Source organism: Snodgrassella sp. M0351 (assembly GCF_016100575.1).
In the GTDB taxonomy this organism is placed as follows: Bacteria; Pseudomonadota; Gammaproteobacteria; order Burkholderiales; family Neisseriaceae; genus Snodgrassella; species Snodgrassella alvi.
On sequence record NZ_JACFSG010000001.1, the window covers coordinates 1,173,284 to 1,197,692 of the forward strand.

At 40.5% G+C, this 24,409-nt stretch carries 26 protein-coding genes; 13 read left to right on the top strand and 13 right to left on the bottom strand.

Features of this window, described 5'->3' with window-relative positions; translation table 11 throughout:
* Window positions 1-84: 84 nt before the first annotated feature.
* Window positions 85-1,020: a hypothetical protein gene (locus H3V01_RS05275; protein ID WP_198186178.1), complete on the bottom strand. Its 936-nt coding sequence runs from the start codon at window positions 1,018-1,020 to the stop codon at window positions 85-87.
* Between the two features lie 142 nt (window positions 1,021-1,162).
* Between H3V01_RS05275 and H3V01_RS05280 the strand changes: the two genes are divergently transcribed.
* On the top strand, window positions 1,163-1,414 hold the full coding sequence (locus tag H3V01_RS05280) for an NGO1151 family protein (protein ID WP_078474237.1): 252 nt from the start codon (window positions 1,163-1,165) through the stop codon (window positions 1,412-1,414).
* 77 nt (window positions 1,415-1,491) lie between these two features.
* Here the strand turns inward: H3V01_RS05280 and H3V01_RS05285 are convergent, their stop codons facing one another.
* Window positions 1,492-3,147 (bottom strand): electron transfer flavoprotein-ubiquinone oxidoreductase, encoded by a 1,656-nt coding sequence (locus H3V01_RS05285; RefSeq protein WP_198186179.1) that lies wholly within the window; start codon window positions 3,145-3,147, stop codon window positions 1,492-1,494.
* 1,066 nt (window positions 3,148-4,213) lie between these two features.
* On the opposite strand from H3V01_RS05285, the gene H3V01_RS05290 reads away from it, so the two are divergent.
* Window positions 4,214-4,429 (top strand): hypothetical protein, encoded by a 216-nt coding sequence (locus H3V01_RS05290; RefSeq protein WP_198186180.1) that lies wholly within the window; start codon window positions 4,214-4,216, stop codon window positions 4,427-4,429.
* A gap of 109 nt (window positions 4,430-4,538) precedes the next feature.
* Here H3V01_RS05290 and H3V01_RS05295 read toward each other — a convergent pair whose 3' ends face one another.
* The 11 genes from H3V01_RS05295 to gshA form a co-directional block, all read right to left on the bottom strand.
* Window positions 4,539-5,093, bottom strand: coding sequence for a hypothetical protein (locus H3V01_RS05295; protein WP_025330963.1), 555 nt, complete (start codon window positions 5,091-5,093; stop codon window positions 4,539-4,541).
* Complete coding sequence (locus H3V01_RS05300; RefSeq protein WP_198186181.1) at window positions 5,093-5,746, bottom strand: DUF484 family protein; 654 nt, start codon at window positions 5,744-5,746, stop codon at window positions 5,093-5,095. Before H3V01_RS05300 ends, H3V01_RS05295 begins: the two co-directional genes overlap by 1 nt.
* Window positions 5,743-6,600: a diaminopimelate epimerase gene (gene dapF, locus H3V01_RS05305; RefSeq protein WP_198186182.1), complete on the bottom strand. Its 858-nt coding sequence runs from the start codon at window positions 6,598-6,600 to the stop codon at window positions 5,743-5,745. Before dapF ends, H3V01_RS05300 begins: the two co-directional genes overlap by 4 nt.
* 294 nt (window positions 6,601-6,894) lie before the next feature.
* Window positions 6,895-7,293 (bottom strand): LysR substrate-binding domain-containing protein, encoded by a 399-nt coding sequence (locus H3V01_RS11150; RefSeq protein ID WP_370570115.1) that lies wholly within the window; start codon window positions 7,291-7,293, stop codon window positions 6,895-6,897.
* Window positions 7,254-7,811 (bottom strand): LysR family transcriptional regulator, encoded by a 558-nt coding sequence (locus H3V01_RS11155; RefSeq protein WP_198186184.1) that lies wholly within the window; start codon window positions 7,809-7,811, stop codon window positions 7,254-7,256. Before H3V01_RS11155 ends, H3V01_RS11150 begins: the two co-directional genes overlap by 40 nt.
* A gap of 27 nt (window positions 7,812-7,838) precedes the next feature.
* Window positions 7,839-8,771 carry a DMT family transporter gene (locus H3V01_RS05320; protein ID WP_096765951.1) on the bottom strand — a complete coding sequence of 311 codons (933 nt, stop codon included), beginning with the start codon at window positions 8,769-8,771 and terminating at the stop codon, window positions 7,839-7,841.
* 162 nt (window positions 8,772-8,933) lie between these two features.
* Window positions 8,934-9,860, bottom strand: a complete 927-nt coding sequence (locus H3V01_RS05325; RefSeq protein WP_198186185.1) for an AEC family transporter — start codon at window positions 9,858-9,860, stop codon at window positions 8,934-8,936.
* Window positions 9,861-10,007: 147 nt separating this feature from the next.
* Window positions 10,008-10,415 (bottom strand): diacylglycerol kinase, encoded by a 408-nt coding sequence (locus H3V01_RS05330; protein WP_084553459.1) that lies wholly within the window; start codon window positions 10,413-10,415, stop codon window positions 10,008-10,010.
* A gap of 50 nt (window positions 10,416-10,465) precedes the next feature.
* Window positions 10,466-11,437: a glutathione synthase gene (gene gshB / locus H3V01_RS05335; RefSeq protein WP_198186186.1), complete on the bottom strand. Its 972-nt coding sequence runs from the start codon at window positions 11,435-11,437 to the stop codon at window positions 10,466-10,468.
* A 70-nt stretch (window positions 11,438-11,507) separates the two neighbouring features.
* On the bottom strand, window positions 11,508-12,518 hold the full coding sequence (trpS, locus tag H3V01_RS05340) for a tryptophan--tRNA ligase (RefSeq protein ID WP_084562248.1): 1,011 nt from the start codon (window positions 12,516-12,518) through the stop codon (window positions 11,508-11,510).
* A gap of 95 nt (window positions 12,519-12,613) precedes the next feature.
* On the bottom strand, window positions 12,614-13,972 hold the full coding sequence (gene gshA, locus H3V01_RS05345) for a glutamate--cysteine ligase (RefSeq protein WP_198186187.1): 1,359 nt from the start codon (window positions 13,970-13,972) through the stop codon (window positions 12,614-12,616).
* 606 nt (window positions 13,973-14,578) lie between these two features.
* Between gshA and leuC the strand changes: the two genes are divergently transcribed.
* From leuC to H3V01_RS05400, 11 genes are all read left to right on the top strand, one after another.
* The gene (gene leuC / locus H3V01_RS05350) at window positions 14,579-15,985 is read left to right on the top strand and encodes a 3-isopropylmalate dehydratase large subunit (protein ID WP_084548021.1); all 1,407 of its coding nucleotides are present in this window, start codon (window positions 14,579-14,581) and stop codon (window positions 15,983-15,985) included.
* 95 nt (window positions 15,986-16,080) lie between these two features.
* The gene (locus H3V01_RS05355; RefSeq protein WP_078474712.1) at window positions 16,081-16,206 is read left to right on the top strand and encodes an entericidin A/B family lipoprotein; all 126 of its coding nucleotides are present in this window, start codon (window positions 16,081-16,083) and stop codon (window positions 16,204-16,206) included.
* 18 nt (window positions 16,207-16,224) lie between these two features.
* Window positions 16,225-16,365 carry an entericidin A/B family lipoprotein gene (locus H3V01_RS05360; protein ID WP_051506459.1) on the top strand — a complete coding sequence of 47 codons (141 nt, stop codon included), beginning with the start codon at window positions 16,225-16,227 and terminating at the stop codon, window positions 16,363-16,365.
* 66 nt (window positions 16,366-16,431) lie between these two features.
* Window positions 16,432-17,073: a 3-isopropylmalate dehydratase small subunit gene (leuD, locus tag H3V01_RS05365; protein ID WP_198186188.1), complete on the top strand. Its 642-nt coding sequence runs from the start codon at window positions 16,432-16,434 to the stop codon at window positions 17,071-17,073.
* Window positions 17,074-17,164: 91 nt separating this feature from the next.
* Window positions 17,165-18,235 carry a 3-isopropylmalate dehydrogenase gene (gene leuB, locus H3V01_RS05370; protein ID WP_037392326.1) on the top strand — a complete coding sequence of 357 codons (1,071 nt, stop codon included), beginning with the start codon at window positions 17,165-17,167 and terminating at the stop codon, window positions 18,233-18,235.
* Between the two features lie 108 nt (window positions 18,236-18,343).
* Window positions 18,344-19,681, top strand: coding sequence for a paraquat-inducible protein A (locus H3V01_RS05375; RefSeq protein ID WP_232332595.1), 1,338 nt, complete (start codon window positions 18,344-18,346; stop codon window positions 19,679-19,681).
* Entirely contained in the window at window positions 19,668-21,305 is a 1,638-nt protein-coding gene (gene pqiB / locus H3V01_RS05380; RefSeq protein ID WP_198186189.1) for an intermembrane transport protein PqiB, read from the top strand. The genes H3V01_RS05375 and pqiB overlap by 14 nt, the downstream gene beginning before the upstream one ends.
* Complete coding sequence (locus H3V01_RS05385) at window positions 21,305-21,841, top strand: PqiC family protein (RefSeq protein WP_025330978.1); 537 nt, start codon at window positions 21,305-21,307, stop codon at window positions 21,839-21,841. The genes pqiB and H3V01_RS05385 overlap by 1 nt, the downstream gene beginning before the upstream one ends.
* Before the next feature lie 401 nt (window positions 21,842-22,242).
* A complete protein-coding gene (locus tag H3V01_RS05390) occupies window positions 22,243-22,497 on the top strand; it encodes a hypothetical protein (RefSeq protein WP_038648923.1) in 255 nt (84 codons plus the stop codon).
* Between the two features lie 253 nt (window positions 22,498-22,750).
* On the top strand, window positions 22,751-23,866 hold the full coding sequence (gene aroC / locus H3V01_RS05395; RefSeq protein ID WP_025330980.1) for a chorismate synthase: 1,116 nt from the start codon (window positions 22,751-22,753) through the stop codon (window positions 23,864-23,866).
* Window positions 23,867-23,967: 101 nt separating this feature from the next.
* Window positions 23,968-24,405 (top strand): ProQ/FINO family protein, encoded by a 438-nt coding sequence (locus H3V01_RS05400; protein WP_025330981.1) that lies wholly within the window; start codon window positions 23,968-23,970, stop codon window positions 24,403-24,405.
* Window positions 24,406-24,409: the final 4 nt, after the last annotated feature.

The window sequence follows — 24,409 nt, forward strand, 5'->3', positions numbered from 1 at the left end:
CTAGCTTATTAAACTGAGTACACTCGAATGGCTAGTGTACTCAGTTACATTATCAATAAATATTAGATTAAAGCAAGGCCTGAGTTAGCGTTGTTTTTTCTTAAAATTATTCATAACCTGTGTCAGATTATGTTGCAGTACATCCTCTACTGCTCCGGGTACTTCGGCCATTAATTCACGCTGTAATGTGGTTACCAGACCGGCCGTATGCTTTTGTACAGCAACACGAACCATACCGACTAATACATCAGTAAGATGCGGACGTAATTTTTCAGTTAACTGTTGCAGTAAAGCCTGCTCGGAAATACAGGTTACTGCCCTGTTAGCTGTACCTCGCGGTTCTATGACATGCATATGTACATGAATGATCGGCTGGCCATTATCGCTGGTAGCAGAAAGCTCATCTTCTGTATTTTGCCGGCTTACTTCTGTTGGTATAACAGTAGACTGTTTGCCTTTTAGCTGGATAGTACAGCTTGAAGGTAGATTTTCATCAACAGGAGCGCTTTGTAAACAGTTTTGTGCGGCCAGCCAGTCTTCCTGAATAAGCAAGGCTGTATCATTTAATGCAGATTCCTGCTTTTGCGCTTCTAGTGTACTTTGCTGCTGCCATTGTTTCAGATAAGCCCGATAAACCCGCTCACGCTGTACTGGATCAAGTAAAACTTCAGCAGGCTGGGATGTGGATACCGTTTTCGGCTCTGGCTCAGTTTGTCTGTTACGATTTTTTATCGTATTGGTAACTATCGGAGGCACATTGAAATCATGCGAACGTCTTCTGGTTTTAGGTATAGATAACGGCGGTGCATCTGATATAACTTCTTCCTGACGGTTTGACCGGCTATCTTGCTTTTTTTTGTGCTGGCGCAACTGCTCAAGACTGCGCTCCCATTCGGGCATAGTCTCTGTAGTCATTTTTGCAGAGCTGACAGTTGAATTAGCGACAGATTGCTGTTCAGGCAGATCATCACTCAAAGTAAAAACAAATTGGTTTTGTTGTTCATACTGATTTTTCACCATGCCCCCACTTCTGATCAGTCCGGTATATTTTAACTGGCTATGCATATTTTTATGTAAGCCATATCTGAGTAATTATAGCAACTTTTATAGGTTAAAATGCTAAAATAAACTACATAGTGTTCAATTAAATTAGGAATAACACATGAGTACCATTGAACAGCGAATAGAGTTTCTGGAAGAAAGCAACGAGGCTCTGATTATGCAAAACCGGGTGCTGGCCACCGCAATTAAAGGTCTGCTGCGAGCCCTGCCTGCAGACATAGCTGAGTTGGCTACTGAGTCCATACGCGCGGCTTTTGATAATGAAATTGCGGAATTACAGTATGAGGAAAATCCGCAAGTAGAATTATTTCACGATGCCACTTATGCATTTTTTCACGAACGTGAACATTAAACCTAAACAGGCTGGCAATAGTATAATTGCCAGCCTGTTTAATTAAATAGATTCAGTTAAAATAAATTATTATTTTCTTACATCTCTGCATAATTGGGTCCGCTTCCACCCTCAGGACAAACCCAGTTAATATTCTGCTCAGGGTCTTTAATATCACAGGTTTTGCAATGCACGCAGTTTTGCGCATTAATCTGTAAATGCGGTTCACCGGCCTGATCTACAATTTCATAAACACCAGCCGGACAATAGCGTGTTTCCGGACTGCCATATTCACGATAATTGACAGATATCGCCAGCTCAGGATTATTCAATTTTAAATGTACGGGTTGATTCTCATCATGGCTGATACTGGCAAGATAAACACTACTCGTACGGTCAAAGGTTAATTTACCATCGGCTTTGGGATAATCAATAGGCCGGCATTCTTGTGCTTTTCGTAAAGATGCATAATCCGGACTTTGATGACGTAGCGTCCACGGTGCCTTACCTCTGAAAATATATTCTTCAAGTCCGCTATAGGCCAGACCGCCAAACAGCCCCCATTTAAATGACGGCCGGATGTTTCGTACTTTATGTAACTCATGATACAGCCAACTGTCTCGAAACAATTCACTATATTTCACTGCTTCAGTATTACTATTATCACTGACATGTTCCTCTTTTAACACCTCAGCAATAGCTTCTGCTGCCAGCATACCTGACTTCATTGCAGCATGAATGCCTTTGATTCGGGGAACATTCAGAAAACCGGCAGTATCACCGACAAGCAAACCACCCGGAAAAGTCAGTTTAGGCAAACTTTGCAATCCACCTTCGCTTAATGCACGTGCCCCATAAGCAATACGGGTACCACCCTCAAGCACCTCCCGGATAGCCGGATGGGTTTTATAGCGCTGCATTTCAGAAAATGGTGACATATACGGATTCTGATAATCCAGTCCGACCACAAACCCAACAGCAACTTTATTATCATTTAAGTGATAAAGAAATGAACCACCATAAGTTTTCCGGTCTAGCGGCCAGCCAATTGAATGAATGACGGTGCCCGGTTTGGATTTTTCCGGGGCAACAGACCACAATTCTTTGATACCAATTCCATAAGTCTGATTCTGACAATCTTTATCCAGCTGAAACTGCCGAATTAAAGTTTTGGTAAGCGAGCCCCGACATCCTTCAGCAAATATAGTTTGTTTTGCCAGTAACGCCATACCCTGCTGATAATTACTTCCCGGTAGTCCGTCTTTATTCAGTCCCATATCACCGGTAGCAATTCCGCGTACGGAACCATCAGGATGATAAAGAACTTCTGCAGCAGCAAAACCGGGATAAATCTCTACCCCCATTTCCTCAGCCTGCTGAGCCAGCCAGCGACAAAACAACCCCAGACTAATAATATAATTACCATGATTATTAAAGCTGGACGGAGTAAGTAAACGATAAGCTTTTTTTTCAGTCAGAAACAGCAGCCGGTCTTCTTTAACTGCACAGCTTAAAGGTGCGCCTTTTTCTTGCCAGTTTTCAATCAGTTCAGATAATGAACGCGGGTCAATGACGGCTCCTGAAAGAATATGCGCCCCCACTTCAGAACCTTTATCGACAATGCATACACTAATGTCACGTTGCTCTTTAGCTGCAAGTTGTTTTAATCGTATGGAAGCAGCTAATCCAGACGGTCCGGCACCAACAATCACAACATCATAATGCATGCTTTCACGTTCTATGGATTCTGTCATGGTCGATTTCCTGCATTGAAACAATAATAACTAAATCTACGGCAGACATAAACAATATATATATACCGTATAATAAAAACTGGCATTATATCGAACAATGACTGGATATATCGACTACACTGATTAACGAATTTATATATTAATTTAGTAATCAAACAGATAAAATATTATATATAGAATTAATTTCGAACACTTTTGATCAAATAATAAATATTGATGAAAGCAGGTAAATTAAACTTACCCGTAATTACCACTATCTTATAAAAGTATTTAATGTAAATTTTGTTGATTTGGAGCCGTTTTTCACTCTACTTAAAAAAGTTTAAACGACTTGCATCATTGCTAACTATTAATACTTCACAATAAAAACCGTAAAAACTATAAATATAACAGCAAGAAATTAATCAGCCCTTCAAGCCTTCAAGAAAGAAACAAAATATATCTGTTATCAGATATGCTCTTCAACAATCTATGTAAATTATCCATCGTAGAATTACAGTCACAACGATATTAATAATTTATATTTAAATAAAAAATATATATATTATATAGTTATGTATAAATTAAACCCATCAGTAAAATATAGCTGATTTTTTCTATTACTTTTCATCAAATATCACCACTGTTAGTAAATGCTAATCAGATATTGAGTATATAAAACAACAAACATGTAAATTTGTTGTAAAAAAGCAACTTTTTCGATTACTAATAATTTAATCACATAATTACTTTTTAATAACAATATTGTTGCTTAATATTTATTTTTATTAAAATTTATCAATACTTTATATTTTAAATTACAACACCTTTCTATGGGCGCGGGTAGAAGTAAATACACTATCAATCCATGTTTTCGACTATATAGACTATATACATGTATCAAAGAAACTACTTATTTAACGAAAATACACACTTGGCTGATTGCATTAGTTTGCAAGGCGGGGCATAATTCGCTTTGCACAAGTTATGCGCACTATAGCTGTTTATTGACGAATGATATAGTGTGCAAAAACTGGATTTCCATCACTAAAGTAATACTTTTTGATACAAGTTAAGGTACATAATCATGAAAAAATCTTTATTAGTTGCTGCAGCTCTGATGTCTTTGTTCTTGGCTGCCTGCAATGATAAAAATGAAACTCCGGCTGCGTCTGCTGCATCTGAAGTTTCTGCTCCTACTACAGCTTCTGAAGCAGCTCCGGCTTCTGAACCTACTCCAGCTCCGGCATCTGAAGTTTCTGCTCCTGCTGTAGCTTCTGAAGCTTCTGCTGCTTCTAACTAAGCACAAGAAATCAAAAAAGCCAGACTTTCCAGTCTGGCTTTTTTGTTGCTTAATCATATCAAGTAATATAATAAAATTATTCAAGCAACCTATATTGATTAAAATTTTTTTACAGTTTGCCTCTGAAACTCATCATCAAATATAACAACTGTTCAAATAAACAGAAAAATAATACAGTTCGTACACTCCAGAGAGGTTTTTCAGTTTCTGTACTGCGTAAAAATAGCAGAAGCATTATTATCCACTGACTTCCTATCCAGAAAACCGGTTGCCAGACAAACATCTGGAATAAAGTGACCAGTAATGGAATTTGCAGGATAACATTTTTCACTAAGCATAATACCAAAACCAAACAAACAACCAAGGCACTAAACTGCAACCAGCCACCATACAGCAACGCAGTTAAATATGCACTTTGTTTCAGCTGATCGCGCCGATGCAGAGCAAAACATGAACCGAGTAAGATATACACTGGCATCAAATACAGATTTAGTGGCTTAAATAAATCAGCAATACCCGGTAATATCAGGCTACTCATTGCGGCCAGAATTATCCAGAGTACTAGTGAAACAACCAGCCAGCCATAAATACGGTATTTATAGCATTGCCAGACAAATACTCCTGTATATACCAATACAACTGCATAACTGATTAGCGTACCCATTAACGCACCAGTTTCAGCAAACGTGCAAGCACAGCCGCCATATTATCAGCTATAGCTGCGACCCATTCAGTAGACATATCAGGGGAAAAATGTGCTTCATCTTCATGCCCAATTACCAGAATAGCCAGCGTCTGTTCTTTCCAGCGTAAAGGTAATTGCAAAAAGCTTTCCAGTCGCGGTTGTTCAGGCAATAATTCCAGTAAAGCAGCAACTGGTAAAGCGCCACAAACAGGAGCAGTTAATTTTTTACTAATAACCTTAAATTTCTCATTCACATGTAAATTTACAGGTACACGAACATTTTTAGGAATATCCGCAGTGATGATTAGTGCATGATAAGGTAAAGTAAATTCATTGTTTAATCCATCGCTGATGGCTCGCTGCCATTGTGCCAGTGTATTGACGATAAGCAGACGCTGAGTAAACGCCATAAATTTGGCCATTAATGTATGGTTAGCATCAGCATCGCCCAGCATTTGAATAAGCTGTGAGGCCATTTTTTCAGTTTTTTGCTGCATTACCTGCATTTTGCCCTGTTGAAATGACAATATTTTGCTTTCAATCGGGCGCAGATTAAATTCAGCAGCATGTTCGTATAACCACTGTGGCTGTGCATGTAAAAATTTTAGTACTTCAGCTTCCTTAATACTCATAAGTAATTTATCTCTCCTTCAAATACAGTTTCTGCCGGCCCGGTCATCCAGACATGCGCATCAGGTTTCTGCTGCCAGCTTATTGATAGCTGCCCGCCAGGTAAATTCACTTGTACCGGTTTATCATCACCCAGTAAGCCCAGACTGATTCCGGCTACAACCGCAGCACAGGCACCGGTACCGCAAGCCTGTGTTTCTCCGACACCTCGTTCAAACACACGCAAATAAATCTCTCGTGGGGCTTTTATCTGCATAAATCCGACATTAACCCGCTGAGGAAACTGTCTGTGACTTTCAATGGCTGCACCAAGCCGGTGCACGGGCGCATGATTAATATCTTCTACAACCACCACTGCATGCGGATTACCCATATTGATACAGGTCACACTAACGGTATCAGCTCCGACAACCAGTTCATGGCTGATACTCTTGGCATCATTTTCATCAATAGCCTCAAACGGAATCTGTTCCGGTGCAAACAGCGGTATACCCATATCCACTGTTACCAGCCCATCTTCATTCAATCGCGGCACAATTATTCCACCGGCAGTTTCTACCACAATCTGTTTTTTACTGGTTAATCCTTTATCATAAACAAAACGGGCGAAGCAGCGTGCACCATTACCACATTGCTCTACTTCGGAGCCATCTGCATTAAAAATACGATAACGAAAATCAGCGTTCGGTGTCTGCGGTGCTTCAATCAGCAGAAGCTGATCAAATCCCACCCCTGTATGGCGCTGAGCCCAGGCAGCGATTGGTGCTGTATCCGGATAAAATTTCTGGCTAATTCCGTCTATCACCATGAAATCATTACCCAAACCATGCATTTTAGTAAATTTTAGTTTAGTCATATGCCATTCAGTCTGTCATCACAACTGGTTTAAGCATCTATGATACCGATTTATCACCGTAACGATAAGTTCTGCACTGAACTAATTAGCAAATATCTTTATCCGGAAAAAATACAATTATCTTGAAAACAGGCGTTACTGATCACTAAATCAGCTATTTTATTTACAATTAACCTGAATAGTCCGATTATTTTGCCGGCAAGAGAAAACAGCAGCAAAAGATTTTGTCAATTTATCAAACAGAACCTATCCAGATAAATAAATCTGTTTATATAAATTATGCAGAAAAACTGATTATTTTATTTGTTTACTGAAATAATCAATAAAAACCCGTAGTTTTGCCGAATTTTTATTGCTTTGCGGATAAAGAAAACAAAACTCCCATTGATTATCCTGAGAACATTCCGGTAATATTTCGACCAGCTTGCCGGATTGTAACTCTTCCTGAACAGCAAATCGAAAAAGCTGAACAATACCATTGCCATTAATGGCCAGAAATTTTGTTGCCAGCATACTGTCAAATACGTGTATCTGATCAGTTCCATTACTGTGTGCTGTGCTTTTATCTATATATTTCCATGAAAATTTTTTATTATTCTGGCTGATACTGAAATTGATACACTTATGATTTTGAATATCAGCCGGTTCATATATTATATTATTCTCAGACAAATATTCAGGACTGGCAAACAAACCGGATGTGGCACAATATAATTCCTTTTAACTAAAAATGGTTCCAGTCTGGTATCCGGCTGAATCAGTCTTACAGCAATATCATAAGTTTCCGTTACAAAGTCAATATTGCGGTTTGTTACATGAAAGTCAAGCTTAAGCTGCGGATACTGTGCACAAAAGCATTTTACATAGGGTATTATTTTATAATTAAAAAAAGTTTCCGGAACGCTTATTTTCAATTTACCGGAAATTGCCTCCTTGTTTACTTTCAGTGCCTTTTCGGTACTGATTAATGACTCCAGAACTTCAGTACATTTTGTATAATAAATTCGTCCTTCTGGCGTTAATTTTGTTTTACGAGTATTGCGACTAAATAATTCAACCCCTATTCTTTCCTCAAGACGCTTAATTGAACGACTAACTGCTGCCGGTGTAATATTCAGATATTGTGCAGCTGTAGAAAAATTTTCATTTTCAGCAGCCGTCAAAAACAATTCAAGACTAGCTATATGCATGCTTTTTAAACGTTTTTTCATTCTGATAATGCTTTAAATCATTTGAATCTAATCATTAGTCTGTTGATTATTTCGCATAAAAATATTATTTAGCACCAACGCGACCAAAGTTATAGCCATACCGCACATTTCCACTACAGAAATTTTATGCCCCTGAAAAATTCCGATAACAGACGAAATAACCGGTACCAGATTAACAAACAAAATACCATTAACTGCACCCAGACCTTTAATACCGGCATTCCAGCTAATGATAACCAGCGCAGTGATAATCAGTATAAAAATATCCAGTCTGCTTGCTAATATGGCTTTCATTTCCGGTCTGCCGGCATATCCCAGCAAAGTCGCAATCATAGTTATTGCTATGATGGTTAACATTCCTAATGAAGAGCTCAGAGCGGTTATACGCAATGCACTCCAATCATATTTTGAAATCATCGTATTGGCAAAATAAGTATATATTACCCAGCAAACAGTTGCTGTGAGTAATAATATGTCGCCGATAAAACTTGATGAGGCAAGTAAATGGTTAAAATTTCCATCGGTAATCACCAGAACAATGCCAGTAAAAGCCAATAGCATGCAGATGATTGTGCGAAAATCCGGCAAAATGCGATGAATTATTGAAAATAAAATCAGGGATAATAAAGGCATTAAAGCCAGAATAATCGTTGCATGTTCAGCTGATGAGAATCCTATACCGATAAATGTAAAAAAATTCAATCCGGCAAAACCGACGCTACCGAAAAACCAAAGCTGCAAAGTTTTATTTTCTGTCCGAAAACTCTGTTTTCCTTCCTGAATAATCAATACCAGACTAACCAGCAGGGCACCAGGCACATAGCGAATACAGGTAAGATAATAACCATCAATACCAGAAGAAACAGCATGTTTTGAGGCAGGATACATAATTCCCCAGCCTGCAACCGTGATTAATAAATACAAGATACTTTTATAATTTTGCAGCTGACTGACTTTCATATCATTAAACCTGATTCAGTATTAAATTTTTTATTTTTATAGCAGTTCTCAGGTAAAAGTGCATTACAGCAGCCGTAATAACAGTTATTACATCAGGTAATAACTGTTATTAAATACAGATATCCCAACCAGAAGCATTTGTAAGAATTTTATTTATATTATTTATAAATGCATAACCGGAGGCTGAACCAGCATCAGAACAACAGGCAAAGTAATTAAACTTAAAACCGTGCTGATAAAGGTAGCTGTAGATACAAGCTGTGGTCTGGTATTGAACTGGACAGCCAGTAATGTAGTGTTAGCCGCGGTAGGCATTGCCGCCAGCACTATAAGCACTTTTTTAGCCATCAGATCTATTGGCATAAAATATACGAGCAACATTGCCCATAGTGGTGAAATCAGTAATCGGATAACCAGCGCAAAACTGATTTTGGCTGTTTCAATCTGCCTGATATGCAATGTAGCCAGCTGCATGCCCAGAATCAGCATAATTACCGGAATAGATGAATCCCCGATCATGCCCACTGCCAGCATAATTTCCTTACTTAAAGGAATATGCAGTAATTGAAATATTAATCCGAACAATGCGCCATAAATAATCGGCATTCTTAAGACTTTTTTCAGTACGGTATTCTGGCTAATACCATCAACATCACTACTGCCTTTAGCAGCATAATAAGTGCCGATGGTGCTCATAATAAATTGCTGTAATATCATCAGAATAACAGCAATATCAAAACCGGCACTACCAAAAAATACCAGAATTACCGGAGTGCCATAATTACCGTTATTCATAAAGCATGAAGCCAGAATCAGAGTACAATTATCCTGATTTTTATAATGACAAAATGCCGACCAGAGATAAACCAGTATAATCAGCCCGACACACAATGCCAGAACATAAAAAGCATAATAAACATAAGCACTAGTTAGCGGGTGATTATAGAAAGTTTTGAAAGCCAGAAAGGGAGACAGAATATACAAAGACATTTTTGATAAACCGGCAATATCAAATTTCAATGTCTTCTGAGCGATAAAACCCGTGACGAAAATACCAAACACCGGTAATAAAATCAGCAAAAAATGCATTGTCTGCCCTTTCCTTCTCAGTATATCTGCCAGATATGTATATATTCTGCTATATGAAGAAAATGTAAATAGTTTGGCAATATTTTTCAGAATCAGGCTGTCATTATTATGTAATTATTCTGCCCGGATCCTAAATTTAATTGTGACTTATAACCAGTTTACAAAATAGTCGCGCCACAATGCCATTGACCATAATATAGCCAGCAATAGCATGGTTAACAATTGAGCTGCTGAAGCCGTATCTTTGGCTCGCTTTGCCAGAGGATGCTTTTCCAGCGAAGTGTGATCTACTGCAGCTTCAATAGCAGTATTAAATAATTCCACAATCCAGCTTAAAAACGATGCCATGATTAATACCATTCGTGTCAGGCTACCAAAATCCAGTACAAATACAAGTACAATCAATACACTATTTAATGCCAGCAGCTGGCGAAAAGCCGATTCACTGCAAGCTGCCTTCAAACCCGCCAGAGAATAACCATAGGCATTGAATATACGGCGTAAGCCCTTTTTACCTTTAATCGATGTTGCAAACGATTGATTATTTTCAGGCATGATCAAATATTATCCTTGTTATATCGAATTTTTAATTGAGTTTTTAAGTATCAAACCGGAGAGCCATATAAGCGGGCGGCTTCTTCCACTGCATCAGCAAAAAGTGCCGGTACATTACAATCAGTTTGACTGGTAATTTCCTGAAAACCCGTCGGGCTGGTTACATTAATTTCAGTGAGGTAATCACCAATAACATCCAGGCCGGCAAGTAAAATCCCTCTGCGTACCAGTTCCGGAGCAAGTGTTTCTGCAATCTGCTGATCTCGTTGACTCAATGGCTGAGCCACACCCTTTCCACCGGCAGCCAGATTTCCGCGCGTTTCCCCCTGCTGCGGAATACGAGCCAGCGCATACGGAACGACTTTTCCGCCAATAACCAATATACGTTTATCACCATGCACAATTTCCGGAATATAACGTTGTGCCATGATAGTTCGACTATCCAGATGCATCAGCATTTCCAGAATACTGCCGATATTGGGATCACTTAGCGTCAGACGAAAGATACCCATTCCTCCCATACCATCCAGAGGCTTAATAATAATGTCATGATGCCGGGTTAAAAATTCACGTATGTCTGCAGCGCGGGTAGTAACCAGTGTTGGTGCGGTAAGCTCAGGAAAATTCAGAATAGCCAGTTTTTCATTAAAATCACGCATAGCCTGACCACTGTTATATACATGCGCACCCTGAGTAGCAGCCAATGTCAGCAAATGAGTAGCGTACAGATACTGCATATCAAAAGGCGGATCTGTACGCATGATTACTGCATCAAAACTATTTAAGGTACATTGCTGCTGAGATAAAACATTAAACCATGCATGGTCATATTTATCTTTTGCTCCAATAAAATCAAATTCATCTGTCTTTGCTGTCACATACTCATTTTGCACACTCAAGTCACCCGCTAAGGTGTGAAACAGTTTCCAGCCCCGCTGAGACATTTCGCGCATCATGGCATAAGTCGTATCTTTATAAGTTTTGAAACTCGCCATCGGGTCTGCAATAAATAAGATTTTCATTGAATTTACCTGTTAGAATTTTTATCCGGTCAGGATAAAATTATTCCCGTCCGGATAATTACCACATTATTTATTTGAGTGAACGGATACCCACAGCTTCACGTACCGCTTCCAGCAAAGGTTTTGCTGTCTGACGTGCTTTTACTGCTCCAGCCTGCAAAATATCCTCAATTAAGGATGGTTGTGCGTTAAGCTGCTCGAAACGTTCACGTTTTTCAGCCAGTTCTTCATTAATTTTTGCAGCCAGAATTTTTTTAGCCTCACCCCAGGCCAGCCCGTCAGCTAGCATCTGAGTAAACTGTAAAGTTTCTGCCGGAGTTGCAAATGCCTTATAAATATCAAACAGCGGACTTTCATCCGGTTGTTTGGCTTCACCGGGTTCTTTCAGATTGGTAACAATTTTATTAACAGCTTTCTGCAATTTTTTCTCAGACTCAAACAATGGAATGGTATTGCCATAACTTTTGCTCATCTTCCGGCCGTCCAGCCCTACCAGAGTTTCAACGTTGTCATCAATTTGAGCTTCCGGTAACGTAAATAACGGTTTATAACGATGATTAAATCGTCCGGCAATATCACGCGCCATTTCAAGATGCTGAATCTGATCACGCCCTACCGGTACTTTATCCGCATTAAACATCAGGATATCCGCACTCATCAGCATCGGATAACAGAACAGTCCCATTTCAACTCCGTGATCCGGATCTTCCTGCCCTTTTTCTGCATTTTCCTGTACCGCAGCTTTATAGGCATGTGCCCGGTTCATCAAACCTTTGGCTGTATTACAGGTAAGTATCCAGTTCAATTCCATTACTTCAGGAATATCCGTCTGACGGTAAAAAGTTGTCCGTTCCGGATCAAGACCGCAGGCAAGCCAGGTTGCTGCTACAGCTTTGGTAGATTCATGTACTTTTTCAGGTTCATGACATTTAATCAGCGCATGATAATCAGATAAAAACAGAAAAGATTCTACTTCTGAGTTCATACTTGCTTGTATTGCCGGACGAATTGCCCCTACGTAATTACCCAGGTGCGGAACTCCGCTTGGCGTTACACCAGTTAAAACACGAATTTTTTTCATTATAAACACTTACTTTAAAAATAAATTTTTATTAATACTGAGGCCGGTTTTCATACTTTTAACATTCAGCAAATCATTTAATCAATCTGGATAAATTAAACCGCCGGTTCAGACATATTTTCCAACTCAATGGCTGCGGCCAAAAGTGACAGTCTGGCCAGCACTCCGTAAACATATAAGCGGATACTTTCGCAATCTCTGGCTTGAGTGACATTTTCTGTTTGCGGTATGCCCAGCTGTTCCCATGGTTTAAATTCCCGTTTACTGGCTGCTTCTTCAGCACTCTGAGTATCCAGAGAAGCAATATTGCATTGTAATGGTACAAAATGCATACCAACAGCATTCAGATTTTCATCCGGTCCGCGATCCTGATGTACCCGGTAAAAACCACCAATAACAAACCGGTCCATCATATATACCACTGGCTCGGCTGTTGCGCCATTCAGCGTTTCATAAGTATAAATTCCTTCCTGTACGATTACTTCGCTTACTTCCAGGCCCTCTTTGATTTTAGCCATTTTATTGCGTTTTTTACGATTTAAACCGCGTACTTCTTCAGCAGAATGCACACTCATGACACCCATACCATAAGTACCGGCATCGGCTTTAACAATAACAAATGGTTTATCCTGAATACCTATTTCATCGTATTTGTGCTGAATACGCTGCAATAATCTTTCGACAGTTTCAGCCAGCCGGTTTTCTCCTTCATGACTGGTAAAATCCAAACCACTGCATACTTCGAAGTAAGGATTAATTGTCCACTCATCTATACCTACTAATTGTGCAAACTCAGAAGCTACCTGATTATAGGCCTGAAAATGTGTACTTTTACGCCTTGTAGTCCACCCTGCTTTTAACGGAGGCAATAATGTTTGCTCCAAACCCTGCAATATTTCCGGCACACCGCCAGATAAATCATTATTCAGGAGAATCATGCAAGGGGTGAAACCGTCGGCCAGCTGTAAAAGATTGCCCTGTCGCTGTACAGGTTCCAGCGTAATGTGATCACCCAGCGCTGTTTCTAGCGTGGTAACCTCTGTAATCTCAGGATTCAGGGTTCCGATACGAACATCTAATCCGACATGGCGCAAGATAGAATACAGCGCATAGACATTTTGTAAATAAAAAGTGTTGCGCGTATGGTTTTCGGGAATCAGTAAAACTGATTGTGCATCTGCACAGGCACGTTCTACGGCATCCTGTGCTGCTACTGATGCCAGCGGAAGAAAAACGGGATTCAGATTATTAAATCCGCCCGGAAACAGATTCATATCTATGCTGGCTAATTTATATCCGCTGTTACGAATATCCACAGAACCGTAAAAAGGAGCGTGGTGATGTCGCCATTGAGCACGAAACCATGATTCAATCTGTGTTTGACTGGCTAAAATTGCACGTTCAAAATCCTGCAATTCTTCACGATGCGCTGAGGCTACATCAGGTAAACTCATATTTCATTCCTTTCTACATTCATACCCAGCATTTTTGCTGCACATGCGGTATTCTATATAATTTTGCCGGTTCAGAGGGTATTCTTTTTAAGTTTGGCTCAACTAAAGGTTTTATTTTCAGACAGATTCAAGCAGGCAGCCATAAATATAAACCAAACCAGCTACAAGAATATAACATATTGAAAATATTATTTTTTAATATAAAAATTTAGATATCGACAGATAAACTATCCTTTGTACATACTTTTTTCTGATTACTACCGAATATATAAACACATTTTATTAAGTTAACACAGATATCCAGATAAAAGCATCGCTTACTATTATTTGAAAAAGTGCCAGCCAGCTTGAAACCAGTAACTTCTAATCTTTATAAAACAGCAACTATTATCTATAGTCTTCACCACACATGATTCAGATTAACCAGCTTAAATCAAATGATTTATGGAGAATTCAAACAGGTAAATTAGACATTTAGTCTAAAATATTCGACAATTTTGCTTATTTTAGTCCAAAATTTTATTTTTTAGACAAAATACTTGTAAAACCACCTTAACAGTATTAAGATGCATCACACATAAAACATAACAAAACAAAGCTACTACAATGAATGCACAAACCTTGTATGAAAAACTGTGGAATAGCCATATTGTCCAAGAACAGGCTGATGGTACAGTTTTACTTTATATTGACCGCCATCTTGTACATGAAGTAACCAGTCCGCAGGCTTTTGAGGGACTGAAACTTGCTCACCGTCCGCTCTGGCGTGAACAAAGCATTGTGGCCACTGCTGACCATAACACACCGACCGATCACTGGGATGAAGGAATTACTGACCCGATATCCAAACTTCAGGTCAATACACTGGATAAAAATATTCGCGAATTCGGTGTAGAGAAATATTATCCGTTTAAAAATATCAATCAAGGTATTGTGCATGTTGTCGGACCTGAACAGGGAGCAACTTTACCTGGGATGACTGTAGTATGCGGTGATTCACACACCTCTACACATGGTGCATTCGGGGCACTTGCTCATGGTATTGGCACATCAGAAGTAGAGCACGTGATGGCAACACAGTGTATTACTGCGAAAAAATCAAAAACCATGCTGATTAAAATCGATGGCGCCCTCAAAACAGGTATCACAGCCAAAGATATTGCTTTATATATTATCGGGCAAATAGGTACAGCCGGTGGTACAGGCTATGCAATTGAATTTGGCGGCGAGACTATTCGTAATCTTTCTATGGAAGGTCGCATGACCTTATGCAACATGGCCATTGAGGCCGGTGCCCGCTCCGGTTTGGTTGCCGTCGACCAGACAACTATTGATTACATTAAAAACCGTCATTTTGCACCTCAGGGTGAGCTGTGGGATCAGGCTGTCAGCTACTGGCACACTTTAGTATCCGATGAAGGCGCACATTTTGATAAAACCTACCACTTTAATGCTGCTGATATAGAACCACAGGTAACATGGGGAACATCACCAGAAATGGTGATTGCAGTCAATCAGCAAGTACCAGACCCTGCTGCAGAAACTGATCCGGTTAAACGGGAAGGTATGCAACGCGCATTACAATATATGGGATTAACAGCTGGTACTCCAGTTAATGAGATTCCGGTTGATGTTGTTTTTATTGGTTCCTGTACAAACGGACGAATTGAAGACCTACGCATTGCTGCCAGTGTCGCAGAAGGACATCACAAAGCAGATAATGTAAAAAGGGTATTGATTGTACCCGGTTCCGGTCTGGTTAAGCAGCAGGCAGAAGCAGAAGGACTAGATAAAATCTTTACAGCAGCTGGATTTGAGTGGCGTGAACCGGGTTGCTCAATGTGTCTGGCCATGAATGCAGACCGTTTACAGCCGCAGGAGCGCTGTGCCTCAACGTCTAACCGGAATTTTGAAGGCAGACAGGGCAACGGCGGACGTACTCATCTGGTTAGTCCGGCCATGGCAGCGGCTGCTGCCATTACCGGACATTTTACCGATGTGCGACAGATATAAAGTGAATAACTTGCAGTTTTAATCCAGCAAGTGCATGATAAGCATGTAGTTCTGATTGAATTTGTTAATATTTATCTTTGTTGAAGGAGTACGGTATGAAAAAAATGTTGTTAATTGCTGCAATGGTTATGGCCGTAGTTACTGGTTGCCACACAATTCATGGCGTGGGACAGGATGTCAAAGCTGGTGGTCAACATTTATCCAATGCTGCCAACAGATAACAATACAAGGATAAAATCATGAAAAAATTAATGCTTTTGAGTCTTGCTATTGTTGGTTTTCTGGCCGGTTGTCATACTGTTTCCGGTGTAGGCCGCGATATTTCTGCCGGCGGTCAGGCTGTAAGTAATGCTTCTGACAACGTACGTTCAGAAATGTAACTGCATGCAAGCCCGCAAGGGCTTGCATAGAATTCAATCATAAACTACAAAATACTGAAATACCGCATGAAATCTTTTACTACTCTTACTGCACTCGTAGCGCCTCTTGACCGCGCTAATGTAGATACTGATGCAATCATTCCCAAACAATTTCTTAAATCCATTAAACGCAGCGGCTTCGGGCCGAATGCATTTGATGAATGGCGTTATCTGGATCATGGTGAGCCAGGTATGGATAACAGTAAACGTCCGCTAAATCCTGATTTTGTGCTTAATCAGCCACGATATCAGGGCGCGCATATTCTGCTCACACGGAAAAACTTCGGTTGCGGCTCCAGCCGTGAGCACGCTCCCTGGGCTCTGGATGATTATGGCTTCCGTGCCATTATTGCACCTTCTTTTGCTGATATCTTTTTCAATAACTGCTACAAAAATGGCTTATTACCTATCGTTCTGTCTGAAGAAACTGTTGATCTCTTATTTCATGATGTGACAGCTCACGAAGGTTATCGGCTAAATATTAATCTGCCGGAACAAACTGTTAACACGCCAGACGGAAAACATTATCATTTTGAGATTACTGAACACCGCAAACACTGTCTGCTTAACGGTCTGGATGAAATCGGACTGACATTGCAACATGCTGATGCTATCAAAGCATATGAAAATAAACATAAGCAACAACAACCATGGCTGTATCAGTCCTGACTGAATCAGAAATTTTCAATCATTTATAATCTGAAAAACTAACTGACAACTCAAAATTATCAGTCATTAATCGATAAGCAGAAAGAATAAAATGAGCAAACATATTGCTATTCTTCCCGGTGACGGTATCGGACCGGAAATCATCGGACAAACCGTACGCGTTCTGGACAAACTGATTGCAGAGGGGCTGGATGCAGATTATCAGTATGCACCATTGGGCGGAGCAGCCTATGATGAATACGGACATCCTTACCCTGAATTTACTCAGAATATCTGTCGTCAGGCAGATGCAGTATTGCTTGGCGCAGTCGGCGGTCCTCAATACGATAAACTGGAACGTTCTTTACGCCCCGAACGCGGTCTGCTGGCCATACGCAAAGACCTCAATCTTTTTGGCAATCTGCGTCCGGCAATTCTCTATCCAGAGCTGGCCAATGCTTCTACATTAAAACCGGAAGTAGTTTCCGGACTGAATATTCTTATCGTGCGTGAATTAACCGGCGATATTTATTTTGGCGAACCGCGCGGAATTCATACATTAGCTAACGGTGAACGCGAAGGTATCAACACCATGCGTTACAGTGAGAGTGAAATTCGCCGTATCGGTAAAATTGCGTTTGAAGCAGCACAAAAACGCAACAAAAAACTTTGTTCCGTTGATAAAGCTAATGTTCTGGAAACAACAGAATTATGGCGTGAAATCATTACAGAAATGAGTAAAGATTATCCTGATGTCAGTGTTAGCCATATGTACGTAGACAACGCCGCCATGCAACTAGTTAAAGCACCTAAGCAATTTGACGTTATCGTAACAGGCAACATCTTCGGTGATATTCTTTCTGATCAGGCTTCAATGCTTTCCGGCTCTATTGGTATGCTGCCCTCCGCTTCTCTTAATGAAACCGGTAAGGGCATGTATGAACCCTCACATGGTTCTGCTCCTGATATTGCCGGTCAGAATCTGGCTAATCCACTGGCTACTATACTTTCTTTAGCGATGCTTTTACGTTACAGCCTGAATAACGAAGATGCAGCTCAGCGAATCGAAGCAGCTGTAGGCAAAGTGCTGGCACAAGGTTTGCGGACAAGTGATATATTTGAAGAAGGTTGTACGCGTATTTCATGCAGCCAGATGGGTGATGCCGTACTTGCTGCGTTATAAGATAATTGCACATTATCATTAAATTACGTATATTAAACTTAACAGAGAATTTATATCTCTGTTAAGTTATTTTTTATATAGCTATTTTTATAATTGAAATTTGATATCTTGAGCTACCGTTCCACACAACAGGCGCAAACTTCATTAACTGACTTGCCAGATGGCAGCCTGCCGGCACATCATGTTGGCTGCCCCTGCTGTGGTCTTTCTCTGTCTATTCCTTCGCTGACTCCCGGCGAATATGCTCATTGCCCCCGTTGCAGGCAGCATCTGGTCAGAATTGAACATCATCCACTGGATACGCCAACAGCTTATGCTATTGCTTCATTAATTATCATGTTAATTGTGTATACACAGTTATACATGAGCATAGATTTACTTGGCATACATGTAGAGCTAACTATTCCGTATATGGTTGAGACACTGGCCCAGCAGGATTATTCTTTGCTGGCGGAAGTCATGTTCCTGTTAACTTTTGGTTCGCCGGTACTGTTTCTGTTATTGTGTCTGTACGTATACACAGGTTTGCGCTACCGGCAGATATTACCCGGTATGCTATACGCTACCCGTACACTGGTTCGTCTGCGCCACTGGATTATGGTCGATGTATTTTATATTGCCACACTGGTAGCTTATATTAAAATCAGTGGTATGGCACAAATTCATTTCGGACTTGCTTTCTGGCTGATGATGGTACTGGCCATTTTACTTATCCGTACTTCCCAGGGTGTACCTGAACACTGGATTTTTTATCAGATACAGCGCCTTACCGGCAATGACCCTGTTTTACAGAACAATGGTGCTGATACCATCAACTGTAATTATTGTCTTTTTGAGCAACCAGCCAGCCTGAATGTATGCAGCGTCTGCGGTTCGTATCTGAGCCGCCGTAAACCGTTAAGTCTGAGCATTAGTATGTCCTTTCTGCTGGCAGCCATTATTTTCTATATACCGGCTAATTTATTGCCGATGATGATTACCCGCTCGCCGGGCACCAATCTTTCTAGTACCATTCTTGATGGTATAGAATACATGTGGAATGATGGTGACGTTTTAATTGCAGTTGTTATATTTAGTGCCAGTATGGCCATTCCCATATTGAAAATTATTTCTATGCTGGTTTTACTGTATTCTGCTGCTTACCGTCCATTAATGTCTGCACACAAATTAACCATACTCTACCGCATTACCGAATCAATCGGGCGTTGGTCAATGATTGATATATTTGTCGTTATCATTCTCATGTCGGCATTTTCCACACCACTGGCCAATGTAACCCCGGGTGCTGCCACCATTTATTTTTGTGCAGTTGTCATCCTGACCATGGTTTCTGCACTGAGTTTCGACCCGCGTTTACTCTGGGATGAAGCAGTACAACAAAGAAAACACCATAAACCTCATTATAAAAACAGCAGTAAAAGGCATTCTCATCATGAGTCAATCTGACAATCAGACGCCGCAGGCAACTGCCACAGTAAAACGTAATCCACCCTTTAACGTACTGGTGTGGATTATTCCGGTGCTGGCATTATTAACCGGGGCATGGCTACTTTTTCAGCATCTTCGCCATACAGGGCCGGAAATTACTTTGTATATAAAAGACGCGGACGGGCTTGAAATTAACACGACTACCATTAAAGTCATGAACGTCACCGTCGGTAAAGTTACTGCAATCAGAATCAGCCCGGATGAAAAAGGCGTACAAATCAAAGCGCAGATGACCGCTGACGTCAAAAATATGTTACGTAAAGACACTCAGTTCTGGATTGTTAAACCACGCATAGATCAGAGTGGTATTACCGGTCTGAATACCTTAGTTTCCGGTTCATATATCGCTTTCACTCCGGGGCACAGCAAAGAAAGAGCAGAAACATTTACCGTAGCTGATTTACCTCCTGTTACTGCCATATCGCAAAGTGGTATGCGTTTGCGTCTGAAAGGCCACAGTGACAAACTGCTTAATCCGGGCAGCCCGGTACTTTACGGAGATATCAGTGCCGGACAAATTGAAAAAGCCTATTTTGACCCTAAAGACAACAGTGTACATTATCAGGTCTACATCAATAGTCCGTATGACAGCCTGATAGGCGACAAAGTTAAATTCTGGCTGCAGACCGGCCTGCAGGTTACTGCTTCTGGCGGCGGTGTACATATTGATTCAGCTCCCATACCCGCACTGCTCTCCGGTGCAATCGTATTCAAAACCATGTTTGAGGGTAAAGGCAATCCTGTTGCCAACAATACCGAATTTACTCTCTACAATAGCGAACGGGAGCTGGATAACCTGCCGACAAACCGTGCTCAATACTATGTTGTATTCTTCCAGCAGTCTGTACGCGGACTCAGCGTTGGTGCTCCGGTAGAATATCAGGGTATTAATATCGGTTCTGTTGCAGATGTACCTTACTTTGCCCCGAATGACAGCCATAAACTCTTCCAGCATGGCTGGATACCAGTACGTTTACGTATTGAGCCGGGACGTATGGAAATAAATGCTGGCAAACAAGATGATAAAATCTGGCAGCAGCAAATCCAGCAGGCACTTAATCTGGGGTTATCTGCATCTCTGGAAAAAGACAATCTGATTACTGGTAATCAGTATATTAGTTTATCTCAGGCGCAAGCGGGAGAATCACTGTTTAAACCAGTAGCACAATATCAGGGATATACCGTTATCAGCAGCACCCATACCGGACTTGATATGATTCAGAATCAATTGACTGCACTATTAGCCAAAATGAATAAGCTGCCTATAGAAAACACCATGAAACAGCTGGATATGACACTGGCGCAATTAAAAACGACTCTGGCCAGTGCAGACCGCTTGTTATCACAAAATAAAACTCAGCAACTACCTGCTGAGCTGGCGGCTACTCTGAAAGAATTACGGACTACATTACAAGGTGTATCCAGCACCTCACCTCTATATGGTGATATTCAGCAAACTCTGAAAAGTATTGACAGCACCCTGAAAGATGCACAGCCAACACTGAAAACCCTGAAACAACAACCCAATGCCCTGATTTTTAATCGTCGCGGGCATGATCCGGAGCCAAAAGGAGCCAGATAATGAAAATTTTGTTACCACTTGTCTGTGCTGTCAGTCTGACGCTTGGTGCATGTGCCGGTAATCCGATTACCTACTATCAGCTACCCGGCAGTAACTATCAATTACCGGCCGGCAGCCAGAGAATTCCGGTACAACTTAAAGTGGTACTGGCTGAGCGCCTTAATCAGGGGAATTTAGTTTATCAGGACAGTCCGACAACTCTGCACTTTGCCCAGCAGCATCTATGGGCTGATGATCTTGGCGATGAAATTAGTCAGACACTGGCCAATGAACTTAATAAACAAAGTATTCGCTATCTGTTTACTCCTGAAAATAAAACTAAAACCACACTAACTGTATATATACAGTCTTTTCAAGGTAGCTATGATGGTTATATCTACATCAGTGGTTACAGCAGCTGGCAGGGTATTAATAATGAACAAGGTCAGAATTTTAATGTCCGGCTACCTCAGCAAGGCAATGGCTACAATAATATGGTTAATGCTCTGGCTCAAGGACTCAGTAATGTAGCCAAAAGCATTGCTCCATATAATTAATTATTGCAATACTAACCAGGATCGCAGTTTGGCCTAATAAGCACATTTGACAATTTTTTTCTAAACGGGACATATCGTTACTAATTCAAGTGCATAAGATGGCAATTCAGTAAATGAAAATGCAGATGAGATGAGCTATGATGGGGAATTTATCAATACCCCATCATTTATAATAATAAAAAATTATTCTTTTAATGCCATATTTAATAAATATAGATAAAACAATAATATAAATCAGTAAAAATATTGATATTCTCTATATTAATAATGATACTTTCAGCTAAATGATTTTTTATTCTATAATCTCCAGATAACAAAATTACACTAATGACACCATAAATTAATTCGCCAGATAACCAGAAAGATTTATAATAAAACAATATTTCTATCCGAAGAGAATTATGAGATTAAAACTCGTTTCCCTTATTGCTTTACTTCTAGTTGGAGCATGCAGTATTGGCATGCCTTCTAATGTGGCAGTCGGTATTGGTGGTGGCAATCACAATTTTGGTCTTGGTACGACAATTAACTTTCCGATTAGAACCAAGCCCGTACCATCAGAACCACCCGTTATAGCCGGTACAGAACCATCCGGCCAGCCTGAAAAACCGGCAGCAAAAACAACCGATCAGAAAAAACAGCCTATCAATAAATAAAAATATTACATTTGATTCATTATTAAATTTTACTATCCATTTAACATATTTTTTACTTATCAGGCTTATCACATCCTTATTTCTGTTGATAAGAGACAAAAATTTCTGGTAAAAAAGGTAAATTTATAACCATATCAAAGCATCTGCGCCAAAAACAAACGAACTGCCAGACAAATTATGCCTAAACCGTATAAACCATGCTAAACTCAACAGCAAAATTATTTCTGATACTGAAAATGTAAGAGTAAAACTTATGGCCGGCAATACTTTCGGACAAATCCTTACTGTTACCACCTTTGGTGAAAGCCACGGTGCTGCAATTGGTTGTATCATAGACGGGTGTCCGCCGGGACTGGCTTTAAATGAGGCCGATATTCAGCATGATCTGAACAGACGTAAACCCGGTACCAGCCGCCATGTTACTCAGCGTCGTGAAGCAGATATTGTCGAAATTCTTTCCGGCGTATTTGAAGGAAAAACCACCGGCACACCGATAGCTTTATTAATCAGAAATACTGATCAGCGCAGTAAAGATTATAGTGATATTGCTCAGAGTTTCCGCCCCGGACATGCGGACTACACATATTGGCATAAATACGGTATCAGAGATTATCGCGGCGGCGGACGTAGCTCAGCTCGTGAAACAGCTGCCCGGGTAGCAGCAGGCGCAGTAGCCAGAAAATGGTTACGTCAGCATTTTAATACTGAAATAATTGCCCATATCACCCAGATTGGTGAAAAAAATATCTCTTTTGAAGATTATGCCTATATAAACAATAATCCTTTTTTTGTCGCCAATAAAAGCCAGATTCAAGAACTGGAACAATATATGGATAGCATACGTAAAGCATGTGATTCCATCGGAGCCAAACTGCATGTTACTGCTCGTCATGTTCCGGTCGGACTGGGTGAACCGGTTTTCGATCGTCTTGATGCCGATATAGCTCATGCCATGATGGGCATTAACGCAGTTAAAGGCGTAGAAATAGGTGCAGGTTTTGAATGTATACGCCAAAAAGGTAGTGAACATGGAGATGAGCTGACACCTGAAGGATTTAGATCTAATAATGCCGGCGGTATATTAGGAGGCATCAGCAGTGGTCAGGACATACACATTAATCTGGCCATTAAACCTACCAGCAGCATTGCCACACCTCGTCATTCAATAGATATTCATGGCAAGCCGGTTCTACTATCGACCCAAGGTCGTCACGATCCTTGTGTCGGACTGCGCGCAGCGCCAATTGCCGAAGCAATGCTTGCTTTGGTTCTCATGGATCATGCTTTACGCCAGCGTGCACAAAATGCTGATATTCACGTAGATACACCTGATATTGCTCATTATTTATCTGATGAAGCTAATATCTGAATATTTTTTATAGCCATAACTGCAAAGTTATCATCTGTATCAATGATTTAATTCATTATTATTTCATTGAAATGGCCATAAACCCACAAGGAAGTAACTTTATGAGTCAAGAAACCGCTTTGGGTGCAGCCCTGAAATCAGCTGTACAGACCATGAGCAAAAAAAAGCAAACTGATATGATTGCCGAACATATCTATCGCAAATATGATGTATTTAAGCATTTTAAACCATTGGCAATCGGCATTGATCAGGATTTAATTACTGCATTACCACAATATGATCCTGCTCTTATAGCACGCGTTCTGGCCAATCACTGCCGCCGGCCGCGATATATCAAATCTCTGGCACGCGGAGGAAAGCGTTTTGATTTGAATAACCGCTTTAAAGGTGAAGTTTCACCAGAAGAGCAGGCTATTGCTAAACAACATCCCTCTATGCAGACAGCAAAACCGGCATCAGCAACTGAAGTCGCAGAAACCCCCTCTGCAAAAGCTGAAACTGATCATAGCAGTAGCAGCGAAGAATCATCACAGAACTGATACC